Raw genomic sequence first — 12,614 nt, forward strand, 5'->3', positions numbered from 1 at the left:
GCTTGGTCCAGCCGCAGCTAGCCGGGGTAAAGGTGGTGGACCTGACCACCGTGGTGTTCGGCCCCTATTGCACACAGATCCTGGCCGATCTGGGCGCCGATGTGATCAAGGTGGAAAGCCCGGGCATGGGCGATGCGTTCCGCTGGTCAGCCGAACCGGCACAAACGCCGGGGATGGCGCCGGGGTTCATGGCGGTCAACCGGGGCAAGCGATCGATCGCGCTCGATCTGAAAGCGGCGGAAGATCTGGCGGTGATGCACGAATTGCTGCGCGATGCCGACCTGTTCGTGGTCAATGTGCGCGGCAAGGCGCTGGAGCGGCTGGGGCTGGACTATGCCAGCGTAAGCGCGCTCAACCCGCGGATCATCTATGTCCACTGCGTCGGGTTTGGCCAGGACGGCCCCTATGCCGACCTGCAGGCCTATGACGACGTGATCCAGGCTGCGACCGGCACGGCCACGCTGCTGCCGCGCGTCGATGGCAACCCCAGCCCGCGCTACCTGCCCTCGCTGATCGCCGACAAGGTGGCGGGCCTCCACGCCGCCTATGGCGCGATGGCCGCGCTTTTTGCGCGCGAGAAGAGCGGCGCGGGACAACTGCTGGAAGTGCCGATGTTCGAGGTGTTTTCCAGCTTCATGCTGCTGGAACACCTGGGCGGGCAGACGTTCGATCCGCCCAACGCGCCGGTCGGCTATGCCCGCCAGGTCGATCCCTATCGCCAGCCCTTCCCCACGCAGGACGGGGCGATCAGCATCGTGATGTATTCCTTTGACGCCTGGGACCGGGTCTTTGCCGTGCTGGACGACCCGGCGTTCATCGCCCAGGAAAAGTTCAACGTGAAGGGCGGCCGCGCGGCCCATATGGACGAGCTGTACCAGCACGTCGCCCGACTGACCCCGCGTTTCACCAGCGCCGAATTGCAGGCGCGCTGCGAGGCTGCGCAGCTGCCCGCGCAGATCGTGCGCGACCTGTCCGAAGTGATTGCCGACCCGCACCTCGGCGCGGTCGGCTTTTTCACGCGGCGCGAACACCCCAGCGAAGGCGCCTATTACGAACAGGCCCAGCCGGTGCGGTTCAACTCCAGCGAAGACGTCGCGGGGCGCATGCCGCCGCTGCTGGACGAACACGGCGCGGAAATCCGGGCGGAAGTGACCAGACACCGCTGACAGGTCCATACGCCGCTTGCAAAACAACCGGGGCGCATCGCCGCGCTAACGGAACGGCTGGTCTTGCCAAGCGGGCGCGATACATCTGGCCGCAAGGTTTCGTGGTTAGCCCGGGGTTAGGTTCAATCGCTAGGTCGGGGTTTACCACTGGCCACCGAAGGAGCCTGCACTTCGGGGAGATTACCATGATGATCAGGCTGCCAGCCATTGTTGCCACCTCGCTACTGCTTGTTCCCGGCGCCGCCATGGCGACAGCGGCAGACACCCGCGCCAACCAGGCCACGAACGCGGTGGAACGCATCGATCCGGACACCACCGAATTCGAGTTGGCGACCGGGGCCGACTATTCGGTCGGCAAGTATGGCCAGCTGGTCGACACCAAGGTCTGGAGCATTCCGGTCGATCTGAAGTTCCGCAGCAATGGCCTGCGGCTCGAAGCGTCGCTGCCCTATGTGGTGATGACCGGCCCCGGTCAGATGGTAGGCGGAGTGATCGTCACCGATCCCGGCAGCACGGCCACCGTCAAGCGTTCGGGCCTTGGCGATCTCAACCTGACGGCGGGCTACTTGCTGAACCACGAAGCCGGAGCCCTGCCAGCATTCGAACTGAGCGGCAGTGCCAAGCTGCCCACCGCCAAGACCACCATCGGCACCGGCAAGGCAGACTTTTCCGCGACGATCAGCGCCTACAAGTCGCTGGGGCCAACCACGATGTTGTTCGGCTCGGTCGGCTATTCGTGGCTCGGCAGCCCGGCTGCCTACCAGCTGCGGAACGGTATTACCGCCTCGGGCGGCCTCAACCTGCGCCCCAGCGAGGCGACCAACCTGGGCGCCAGCCTATCCTACCGCGAACCGGTCGCCGCGGGCCTCAAGGGCCAGGCGGTTGTCTCGCCCTATATGACTTACCGGATCAACAAGCGCTTCGGCCTGACGCTTTACGGCATGGCCGGGCTCAATGACGCCAGCCCCCGGCTCGGGGCCGGGTTGCGGCTCAGCTTGTTCAACTAGCACAGGGCCGTTCGACTTTCGGGGGCAAAACCGCAAAGGAGAAAAAAATGGTTCGCATTTTCACCGGAAGCACGATCGCCGCCTTGGCGGCGCTCGCTTCGACCAGCGTCATGGCGGCCCCGCCAGCGGGCGTCCGTGTCGGTCCGCCGGCCGGCGTGCCCCATGGTCCGCCAGCCAGTGTGCCGGTTTCCGGCCCGCCCGCCGGCGTTCGCACCATGGTGCCATCGGGAGTTGCCACTGGCGCCAACATTTCGGCCAATGCCCGCGCCTCGGTCCATGCACGCCCGGACGCCGTCAACGCCTCGAACCGGATTTCAGTGCGCGGCAACGCCGGGCTTGAGCAGGGTGCAAGTTACCTCAAGTCGCTTAACGCGGCGCATGCCTCGGACAAGGCAATGGAACATGCTTCGGCCAAGTCGATGGTCGGTGCCATTTCCGCCTACAAGACCGACACGGTTACCGCCAAGGCGCAGATCGCGACCTATACCGAGGCGGTTACCGCCGATACGGCCAAGATCGCGACCTTGCAGAGCGATCTGACCGCCGCGCAAGCCACGCTTGACGCGGCCAAGGCCGCCACTCCGATCGACCAGTCCAAGATCGACGCGGCCCAGATCGCCCTGGATACGGCCACCACGAATCTGGCCGCCGCCCAGCAGCAGCTGGCAGCCGACCAGACCTCGCTTGCCGCGGCCAATCAACTGCTGGCGAACACCCAGGCCACTCTGGCTGACCGCGCGAACGTCACCCTGACCTCGCAAGTGGTGACGAAGCTCGATTCGATGCTCGGGATCTGATCCGATCCCGTCAGGCCGAGGTCGCTGCCCTGGCGGCGGCCTCGACCCTGGCCCGGTCGGCCAGCATCATCGTCGTCGTCGCCTTGGCCAGGACCTTGCCGTTTTCGTCCTTGAGGTGGCCTTCATAGAAGCAGGTCTTGCGCCCGGCGCGTTCGACCCAGCCTTCGGCGATCACCAGTCCGGGGCGGACAGGTGCGAAGAAGCTGACTTTCAGTTCCAGCGTCATCGGCGTCACATCCGGCCCATTGGCGGCAATCGCCGCGTGGGCCATCGCCGCGTCGATCCAGCCGGTCACGAAACCGCCCTGCACCACCCCGCCGGAATGGCACATTTCCGGCCGGGCGCTGTATTCCAGCGTGGCCCGCCCCGCCGGGTCCATGGTGACAATGCGCACCAGGCCCATCGCCTCGTACAGCGGATCGTTCGCGTCCTCGCTCATGGTCAGACCAGCGCCGAATAGATCAGGGTCTTGAGCTCGCGCCGGATCGGATAGGTGCTCGACGGCGACAGCTGGGTCATGAACACCATAGTCACGTCCTCGACCGGATCGACGAAGAACGCGGTCGAGAACATCCCCCCCCAGTAGAATTCACCGACCGAACCGGGCATCAGGTTGGGCGCGGGGTTGAGGTTGACCGCAAAGCCCAGGCCGAACCCGACCCCGGCATTGGTCGCCTCGCTGAACAGGCTGCGCGACAGGCTGGCCAGGTCGCCATTGCCGGGCAGGTGGTTCATGGTCATCAGTTCCAGCGTCTTGCGGCTGACGATCCGCGTCCCTTCCAGCTCGCCGCCGTTCAGCAGCATCCGGCAGAAGCTGTGATAATCGAGCGCGGTCGAGACCAGCCCGCCCCCGCCGGACAGTTGCACCGGCTCGCGGCTCCACGCGCTTTGCGCGCCGCGATCGTACATCACCCGCCCCTTGCCGGGCACAAAGGTCCAGCAATCGGTCAGCCGCTCGGTCTTGTCGGCCGGGACCGCAAAGAAGGTGTCATTCATCTGCAGCGGCTTGAAGATGCGGGCGGCGAAGAATTCGTCCAGCCGCTGGCCGGACACGCGCTGCACCACCGCGCCCAGCACGTCGGTGGAAACGGAATAGTTCCACGCCTCGCCCGGCGAGAATTCCAGCGGCAGCTTGCCCAGCGCGGCAACCATGGCGTCGAGGTCATAGGCCCCGTGCCAGTTTTCCAGCTTCAGCTCGCGGTGCGCGGCGTCGATGTTGCTGCGGTTCTGGAAGCTGTAGGTCAGCCCCGAGGTGTGGCGCAACAGGTCAACCATCAGCATCGGCCGCTCGCACGGCCTGGTCAGGAACGGCACCCCCGCCCCGCCGCCGTTGTAGACCCCCAGGTCCTTGAATTCGGGCAGCACATCGGCAACCGGCGTGTCGAGCGCGACCTTGCATTCCTCGACCAGCATCATGAAGGCGATCGAGGTGACCGGCTTGGTCATGCTGGCGATGCGGAACAGCGAGCCTTCGTCAATCGGCTTGGCCGAACCATCCCGTGCCGGGCCAAGCGAACTGAAATGCGCGATCTCGCCCCGATGGGCGACCAGCACCTGCGCATGGGGCAGCTTGCCGCTGTCGAGATAGCGTTCCTGCACGAAGCGGTCGATCCGCGCGAGGCGATGGGGATCGAACCGGCCGGACGAAGGGGTGGGACTGGACATCGGCGCTCCGCAGCAAAAGGGTTTCGGTTTGATACCTCTATTGCCTGCGGCGCGCGGCGGGGCAAGTGATCAGGTGTGCCCCCTTTACAAGCCCGCCCCTGCCCGCCATAGGCGCCATGATGACTCTCGCGCTTGGCCTTACCCTGCGACTTATCCGCCCTTGGGCGTGAGCTGGCGTGCGCATGGGCGCCGCGCTGCGACGCTCAAGGGGGTAGCAGAAAGCCGCTGAACCGTCGCAAAGCCAGATTTCGAGAACCTGCCATGACCATGCTGAAGAACCCGGGCGTCAAGTATCGCCCCTTCCCGCCGATCAACCTGCCCGATCGCCAGTGGCCCAGCCGCCAGATCACCAAGGCGCCGCGCTGGCTGTCCACCGACCTGCGCGATGGCAACCAGGCGCTGATCGATCCGATGGGCGCGGAAAAGAAGATGCGCTTCTTCGAGCTGCTGCTGAAAGTCGGCTGCAAGGAGATCGAGGTCGGCTTCCCCGCCAGCGGCGCGACCGATTTCGATTTCATCTCCGGGCTCGTCAAGAACGACAAGATTCCCGAGGACGTGGTAGTCCAGGTCCTCACCCAGTCGCGCCGCGACCTGATCGAAACCAGCTTCGCCAGCCTGGAAGGCGCGAAGTCGGCCATTGTCCATCTCTACAACGCGGTCTCGCCGGTTTGGCGCAAGGTCGTGTTCGGGATGACCAAGGAGCAGATCAAGGAAATCGCGATCGAAGGTGCCAAGGTGCTGCGCGACCAGGCGGCCAAGTATCACGGCACCGACTGGATCTTCGAATACAGCCCGGAAACCTTCTCCACCGCCGAAGTCGAATATTCGGTCGAGGTTTGCGCGGCGGTGATGGACGTGCTGCAGCCCACGCCCGACCATCCGATCCTGTTCAACCTGCCCGCCACGGTCGAATGCGCGACGCCCAACGTCTATGCCGACCAGGTGGAGCTGTTCGGGCGGCTGATCCCCAACCGCGACAGCGTGGTGATCAGCCTGCACACCCACAACGATCGCGGCACCGGCATCGCGGCGGCGGAACTGGGCCTGATGGCCGGGGGCGACCGCGTGGAAGGCTGCCTGTTCGGCAATGGCGAACGCACCGGCAACTGCGACATCGTGACTGTTGCGCTCAACATGTACACGCAAGGGATCGATCCCGAGCTCGATTTCTCGAACATCGATGAAATCGCGCAGACGGTTGAATACTGCAACCAGCTGCCGATCCACCCGCGCCATCCCTATGTCGGCGAACTGGTCTACACCTCGTTCTCGGGCAGCCACCAGGACGCGATCAAGAAGGGCTTCGCCGCGCGCGAGGCGCAGAACGACGAAGTCTGGGAAATGCCCTATCTGCCGATCGATCCGGCGGACCTGGGCCGCGACTATGAAGCGGTGATCCGCGTCAACTCGCAAAGCGGCAAGGGCGGCTTCGCCTGGGTGCTGGAACAGGACCAGGGCCTGAAGCTTCCCAAGAAGATGCAGGCGCACTTTTCCAAGCACGTCCAGGAACTGGCCGACGAAGTGGGCCGCGAGCTGTTTGCCGAGGACATCTGGAACGTGTTCCAGAAGACCTACAAGCTCAACACCCCGCAGCACTTCCAGCTGGTTGATTACGACGAAACCCGCGCGCCCGATGGCACCCGGATCTTCGCCGGCAAGATCGAACTGGACGGCAAGGAACAGTCGGTTTCGGGTCGCGGCAACGGGCTGATCAGCTCGGTCGTGTCGACCCTGCGCGAAAGCTTCGGGGTCAACCTTGAAGTCAAGGATTACACCGAACACGCGATGACCGCCGGCTCGGATGCCAATGCGGCGGCCTATGTCGAATGCGTCGGCCCGGACGGCAAGACGATCTGGGGGGTCGGCATCGATGCCGACGTTGCCACCGCCAGCGTCCGCGCCGTGCTGAGCGCGGCCAACGCGGTGGCCCAGGCCTGAATTCCGCTCGCGGGGCGCGGCACGAACCGTGCCCCGCGAGGGTCTGTGCGGTTACGGCAGCAGCACGCCGTCGATCACGTGAACAACGCCGTTCGACGCGGCGACATTGGCGGCGGTCACGGTGGACTTGCCGCCCTTGGCATCGGTCAGCACGATCTGCTTGCCCTGCCACCTGGCGGTCAGCTTGCCGCCGGCCACGGTGGTCACCTCGGCCGAGCCGCCGCCAGCCTTGATCAGCTTGGCCAGGTCAGCGCTGGTCACCTTGCCGGCGACGACGTGATAGGTCAGCACGCCGGTCAGCGCGGCCTTGTTCTCGGGCTTGAGCAGGGTATCGACCGTGTCGGCGGGCAGCTTGGCAAAGGCGGCATTGGTCGGCGCGAACACGGTGAACGGGCCGGTGCCCGACAGCGTATCGACCAGACCGGCCGCCTTGACCGCCGCGACCAGCGTCGAGAGGTCCTGCGAACCGACCGCCGTTTCGACGATGGTGCCGCTGTGGTGCTTGGCCGCAGCGTGATGCTTCATGGTTCCGGCGACGGCGGGGGCCATCACCAGCGACAGGGCGGTGGCGGCAAGGGCAATCTTGAGCTTCATCGAAAAATCCTTCTTGCAAGCCGGGCGTCCAAACGCGCCAGCAAGCAAGATACGCAGCCACCCGCCCTGCGGATGCATCGCCCCTGCAAAAAAATTTCAGGTCGCGATCAGGGTGCCCTTGGCGACGATCGGGCCGGTCGCCTTGCCGGTGGGCGAACCTCCCAGCGGTTCCAGCGAAATCGCGAAAACCGCGCCGGGCGCGACCAGCCGGGCCTGCTCGTCCGTCAACTGGTGCGAGCGCGGCTGGCGGGCATCGATCACGCCCAGCGACACCGCCTTGTCGGAACCGACCGGGATGACCCACAGTTCGGCATCGCCCTGGCCCGGATCGAGCCGCACCGGCGCGACTGTCAGACGGTGCGAATGGCCGTCGTAGCTGATCGCCAGGGCGCTGCCGCGTTCGCCCGCCAGGCTGGCCACCGCGGGCGCGCCCGGCCGGGGCGGCGCGGCATCCTGCGGGCGCTGGACCACGGCCAGGAACAGCGTGACCGCCGCCACCGCCGCCATCGCACCGCTGATGATCTTCCAGCGCCGCGCACTATCGGCGTTGTCGTTCTGCGGCAGAGCGGCGGCAATGCGCGGCCACAGGTCCGGCGCGGCCTGCTGGGCCAGCGGCACGGTCAATCCAGCGAAATGCTGCTCCCACCACTGGACCCGCGCGGCAAAGTCCGGATCGCTGGCCTTGCGGGCCTGCGCGGCCTGGTCCTGGTTCAGCCCCAGCGCCAGTTCGGCGGCCAGGAGATCGTCCTCCTCGCTCATCCCAGGCACTCCCGCAGCTTGAGCAGGGCGCGGCGGATCCGGCTTTTCACGGTGCCCAGCGGCATGGCGCCGCGCGCCGCCAGCTCGGCATAGGTCGCGCCTTCGAAAAAGGCGGTGCGGATCATCGCCGCGTCGCTGCGCGCCAAGCGCTCGATGCAGAAATTGATCCGCGCCTCCTCGCCGCGTTGCAGCAACGCGGTCTCGGCATCGGGCGCGTCATCGGCCACTTCGCTCGCCAGGTCGAGCGGTGCACTGGGGACCCGGCCGGACCGGCGCAGCAGGTCGATCGCGCGGTTGCGGGTCAGCGCCGCGAGCCACGAGATCGGATTGCCGCGTTCGGGATCGAAGCTGCCCGCGCGCTGCCAGATCGTGAGATAGACTTCCTGCATCGCATCCTCGGCCTGGGACTGTTCGCCACAGATACGCATACAGACGGCAAAAAGTTTCCGCGAGGTGCGGCGATAGACTTCCTGCAGGGCATCGCGGTCCTGGCGGGCAACCCGCGCCAGCGCGCGCGACAGCGCTGCCCGTTCGAGCGACAGCGTCTGATCGGGTGTTTGCGAAGCCATGGCCATCGCAACTAGCATCGCGACGCCCGGCCAGCCACGGACCCCTTGGGACAGGTTCGCCGCTACGTCACTCCGGCCGCAGCACCATTTTCAGCGCGCCCGCCTCGCGCGCTTCGAACAGGCGGTAGGCTTCGGCACCCTCGCTGAGCGGCAGTCGGTGGCTGATGTAGCGTTCGGGTTTCAGCCGCCCGCCCTGGATCAGCGGGAACAGCGCGGGCAGTTCTTCCGGCACCGAGCAGGTTCCGGCGCGGAAGGTCAGTCCTGCAGCAAAGGCGCGTTCCAGCGGGAACGGGAAGCGGCGGCTTTGCTGGACGCCGATCACCGAAACCGTCCCGCGCCGCCGCACCAGTCGCAGCGCGAAATCGACCGTAGCGTCAGAGCCGACGACCTCAACCACGCATTCGAGCTTGTGGCCCTTGGTATCCTGCTTGATCCGCTCCAGCGCCTCGTCCGGGTGCAGCGCGATTGCCCCGCTCGCTTCGGCCAGCGCGCGGCGTTCGGCAATCGGGTCGATCGCGTAGACCATGTGCGCGCCCAGCACGAAGGCGCTGTCCACCGCCATCAGCCCGATCGGGCCAAGGCCGATCACCGCCACGCCGGAGCCCGGCTTGATGTCCGCCTGCCGCGCGCCGTACCAGGCGGTGGCCATGGCATCGGTCAGCATCAACGCCTGTTCCATGCTGACGCCTTCGGGCACCGCCACCGCGTTGAAATCGGCCGCCGGCACGCGCACCGCCTCGGCCTGCGAGCCCTGCAGCTTGGCCGACAGACCATAGCACGACCCCAGGTTGTATTCGCAGCAGGCAACGTTGCCCGCCAGGCACGAGCGGCAGGCCCCGCAGCCCACGGCGGCCGGGATCATCACCTTGTCGCCAGCCTTCAGCCGGTGAACCCCGCGCCCAACCTCGACCACTTCGCCCACCGCCTCGTGTCCGACGCAGAAGCCCACGTCCTCGCTGAAGCCGTGGCCGTGGTAGATGTGCAGGTCCGATCCGCAGATCGAGCAGGCCTCGACCTTGATCACCGCGTCGCGGTCGCTCTGCGGGGTGGGATCGTCCATGTCCTCGTGCCGCACATCGCGCGCGCCGTAATACCGCAGGGCTTTCATCGCTGGTCCTCTCTCAGATCCGCCGTTCCCGCCCTTCCCAGAAGGGTTCGCGCAGCTTGCGCTTGAAGATCTTGCCCGAATCCTCGCGCGGCAGGCTGGCGGCAAAGTCGATCCGGCGCGGGACCTTGTAGCTGGTCAGCACCTTGCGCAGTTCGGCCTGCAGATCTGCCGCGTTCAGTTCCACGCCGGGCATCGGCTGGACGACGGCCATCACGCTTTCGCCAAACTCCTCGTCCGGAATGCCGAACACCGCGCAGTCGGCCACGCCGGGCAGCTTGTGCAATTCCGCCTCGATCTCCGCCGGGTAGATGTTTGCCCCGCCCGAGATGATCATGTCGTTGATCCGGTCGCACAGGTAGAGGAACCCGTCAGCGTCAAAATAGCCCATGTCGCCCGGTGTGATCAGGCCATACTTTTCCATCGCCGCGCGCTTTTCGGGCGAGTTCTGGTAGGTGAAATTGGTGCCGTGGCGGCCCTTGCCGATCACTTCGCCGATCGTGCCGGGGGGCACGTCGTTGCCTTGCGGATCGACCACGCGCAGCGTCACACCCGGCTGGACCCGCCCGACCGAGCCCGGATGCGCCAGCCATTCCTGCGAGGACAAGTTGGTAACGTTGCCCATCTCGGTCGAGCCGTAATATTCCCAGATCACCGGCCCCCACCATTCGATCATCGCCCGCTTGACCGGCGGCGGGCACGGCGCGGCGGCGTGGGTGACATATTCGAGGCTCGATAGGTCGTACTTGCGCTTCACCTCCTCGGGCAGGCGCAGCAGGCGGTTGAACATGATCGGCACCATGTTGAGGTGCGTGATCTTCTCGCGCTCGATCAGGGCGAGCAGCTCCTCCGCATCGAAGCGCGGCATGATTACCACGTTGGCACCGATGCGGATCGAGAAGGCCGAATGGGCATTGGGCGCGGAGTGGTAGACCGGGCCGATCACCGCCGTCGTGATGCTGGCAGGATCGCGCCGCCCGGCCAGCACTTCGGTGTAGCCATAGGACCAGCCGAGCATGGTCTGGACCGCTTCAGCCTGTTTCGGGGTAAAGGCGGCGCGGCGCACACCCTTGGGGCGGCCGGTGGTGCCGGAGGTGTAAATGATCGAACTGGGGGCGACTTCCCCCTCGCCCGTGAAGGGTTCTGCCTTGGCCAGCAGATCGTCCCACAGCGGGTAACCGGCCGGCGGCGGCACTTCGGCCATGCCGTAAGCTTTGCGCACTTCGGGCGGGGTCGGCACGACCACCACCGGCAGTCCGGCGGGAATCGCCGCGCGCACCGGCTCGAGCAGGTCGGCGTGGATCACCAGCAGCTTTACCCCGCTGTCTTCCAGCAGATAGCGCGCCTCGTCCACGGTGTAGTGCCAGTTGACCGGGACCGGGTAGATCCCCAGCATCCCGGCCCCGAACACCCCTTCGAAATAGGCCAGGTCGTTGCGCAGGTAGAAGGCAACGCCGTCCCCCTTGCCCACGCCAAAGCCGGCGATCACCCCGGCCGCGCGGCGGGCGCGCTGGTCGAATTCGGCGGCGGAAAGGATACGCTCCCCGCTCTTGATCCAGCCCATCGCGCCCTCCCTTGGCGTCAGCGCATCAGCGCTGGTTCATCGACACGTATTCGCGGATCTTCTGCTTGCCGAGCTGGCTCATGTGTACTTCGTCCGGGCCATCGGCGATCCGCACGAAGCGGTTGATCGTGAAGAACCGCGCGATCGGAGTATCGTCGGAAACGCCCATCCCGCCGTGGACCTGGATCGCCCGGTCGCACACGGTCTGCGCCATCTGCGGGGCAACCACCTTGATCGCGGCGATCAGGTCCTTGGCGACCTTGTTGCCATAACGGTCCATCGCGTCCGCTGCCTTGAAAGTGAGCAGGCGGGCCATTTCGACTTCGCAGAAGCTCTTCGCCACGTCCTGGCGAATGCTCGACTGGTCCGCCAGTTTCTTGCCGAAAGCGACGCGCTCATCCGCGCGGCGGGCCATGATTTCCAGCGCGCGCTGGGCCTGACCGATCGAGCGCATGCAGTGGTGGATGCGGCCCGGCCCCAGGCGCCCTTGCGCGATTTCAAAGCCGCGCCCCGGCCCCAGGATCATGTTTTCCTTGGGCACGCGCACGTTGTCGAAACGCAGCTCGCATTCGCCGCCGGGCGAATTGTGGCTGCCGAACACGGTCAGGTGGCGCACGATGGTGATCCCCGGGGTGTCCGGTTCGACCAGGATCTGCGAATGCTGGGCATGGCGCGGGGCATCGAAATCGGTCTTGCCCATCACGATCCAGATCTTGCAACGCGGGTGCATCGCGTTGGAAATCCACCACTTGCGCCCGTTGAGCACATAGTCATCGCCATCCGGCGTGATCGACAGTTCCAGCTGGGTCGCATCCGACGAGGCAACCTGCGGCTCGGTCATCACATAGGCCGAACGGATCGTCCCTTCGAGCAGGGGCTTGAGCCACTTTTCCTGCTGCTCGGGGCTGCCATACTTGGCCAGCACTTCCATGTTGCCGGTGTCGGGCGCGCTGCAGTTGAACACCTGGCTGGAGAACGGCACGCGGCCCATCACTTCGGCCAGCGGCGCATATTCCAGGTTGGTCAGCCCCGGCGACCAGTGGCCGTATTCGTGCGGCAGGAACAGGTTCCACAGCCCCGCGGCGCGGGCCTTGTCCTTGAGGTCTTCCATGCCGGGCCATTCCTGCCACAGCCGGGCCGGATCGTTGATCCAGTCGTTATAGGCGTCTTCGTTGGGATAGACGTGCTCGTACATGAAGGCTTCGACGCGGGCGATCAGATCCTTGACCTTGTCGGAATGTTCAAACTGCATTGTGCTGTGCCTTTCAGAAATTGCGTCCGAGTGCAAAATCAGTCGAAGGGGCAAAACCGCCCGACCGCCTGGTGCGCCCGTTCCTCTCCCGCGCCGATTTTTTTAATCGCATGATTAATGCGGGGGCGATCCGCGCTTGTCAAACCCGGATCGCGGCATAAGCTGGCGGTCAAACAGAACCGCTGGAAAGAGGACTGC

The 12,614-nt window shown here is 65.8% G+C and carries 12 protein-coding genes; 4 read left to right on the top strand and 8 right to left on the bottom strand.

Annotation, left to right across the window (positions count from 1 at the left end):
• Positions 1–2: 2 nt before the first annotated feature.
• The 3 genes from ACE3N9_RS14050 to ACE3N9_RS14060 all read left to right on the top strand — a co-directional run bounded on the left by ACE3N9_RS14050 (position 3) and on the right by ACE3N9_RS14060 (position 2,970).
• Entirely contained in the window at positions 3–1,166 is a 1,164-nt protein-coding gene (locus ACE3N9_RS14050) for a CaiB/BaiF CoA transferase family protein (protein WP_374284630.1), read from the top strand.
• 185 nt (positions 1,167–1,351) lie between these two features.
• Positions 1,352–2,173 (top strand): transporter, encoded by an 822-nt coding sequence (locus tag ACE3N9_RS14055; RefSeq protein ID WP_374284633.1) that lies wholly within the window; start codon positions 1,352–1,354, stop codon positions 2,171–2,173.
• 47 nt (positions 2,174–2,220) lie between these two features.
• Positions 2,221–2,970 (top strand): hypothetical protein, encoded by a 750-nt coding sequence (locus tag ACE3N9_RS14060; RefSeq protein ID WP_374284635.1) that lies wholly within the window; start codon positions 2,221–2,223, stop codon positions 2,968–2,970.
• Positions 2,971–2,980: 10 nt separating this feature from the next.
• On the opposite strand, the gene ACE3N9_RS14065 is transcribed toward ACE3N9_RS14060, so the two are convergent.
• Entirely contained in the window at positions 2,981–3,409 is a 429-nt protein-coding gene (locus ACE3N9_RS14065) for a PaaI family thioesterase (RefSeq protein ID WP_374284637.1), read from the bottom strand.
• A 2-nt stretch (positions 3,410–3,411) separates the two neighbouring features.
• Positions 3,412–4,635 carry a serine hydrolase domain-containing protein gene (locus tag ACE3N9_RS14070; RefSeq protein WP_374284639.1) on the bottom strand — a complete coding sequence of 408 codons (1,224 nt, stop codon included), beginning with the start codon at positions 4,633–4,635 and terminating at the stop codon, positions 3,412–3,414.
• A gap of 261 nt (positions 4,636–4,896) precedes the next feature.
• Between ACE3N9_RS14070 and leuA the strand changes: the two genes are divergently transcribed.
• Entirely contained in the window at positions 4,897–6,573 is a 1,677-nt protein-coding gene (gene leuA / locus ACE3N9_RS14075) for a 2-isopropylmalate synthase (protein ID WP_374284641.1), read from the top strand.
• A 51-nt stretch (positions 6,574–6,624) separates the two neighbouring features.
• Here the strand turns inward: leuA and ACE3N9_RS14080 are convergent, their stop codons facing one another.
• From ACE3N9_RS14080 to ACE3N9_RS14105, 6 genes are all read right to left on the bottom strand, one after another.
• Positions 6,625–7,167: a fasciclin domain-containing protein gene (locus ACE3N9_RS14080; RefSeq protein ID WP_374284643.1), complete on the bottom strand. Its 543-nt coding sequence runs from the start codon at positions 7,165–7,167 to the stop codon at positions 6,625–6,627.
• 96 nt (positions 7,168–7,263) lie between these two features.
• Complete coding sequence (locus ACE3N9_RS14085; protein WP_374284646.1) at positions 7,264–7,926, bottom strand: anti-sigma factor domain-containing protein; 663 nt, start codon at positions 7,924–7,926, stop codon at positions 7,264–7,266.
• Entirely contained in the window at positions 7,923–8,495 is a 573-nt protein-coding gene (locus tag ACE3N9_RS14090) for a sigma-70 family RNA polymerase sigma factor (RefSeq protein ID WP_374284648.1), read from the bottom strand. The genes ACE3N9_RS14085 and ACE3N9_RS14090 overlap by 4 nt, the downstream gene beginning before the upstream one ends.
• A gap of 67 nt (positions 8,496–8,562) precedes the next feature.
• Entirely contained in the window at positions 8,563–9,603 is a 1,041-nt protein-coding gene (locus ACE3N9_RS14095; RefSeq protein WP_374284650.1) for an alcohol dehydrogenase family protein, read from the bottom strand.
• A gap of 13 nt (positions 9,604–9,616) precedes the next feature.
• A complete protein-coding gene (locus ACE3N9_RS14100; protein ID WP_374284653.1) occupies positions 9,617–11,164 on the bottom strand; it encodes an acyl-CoA synthetase in 1,548 nt (515 codons plus the stop codon).
• Between the two features lie 25 nt (positions 11,165–11,189).
• Positions 11,190–12,416, bottom strand: coding sequence for an acyl-CoA dehydrogenase family protein (locus ACE3N9_RS14105; protein WP_374284655.1), 1,227 nt, complete (start codon positions 12,414–12,416; stop codon positions 11,190–11,192).
• Positions 12,417–12,614 lie beyond the last annotated feature (198 nt).

The sequence above is a fragment of the Novosphingobium sp. genome (assembly GCF_041905565.1).
Classification (GTDB): domain Bacteria; phylum Pseudomonadota; class Alphaproteobacteria; order Sphingomonadales; family Sphingomonadaceae; genus Novosphingobium.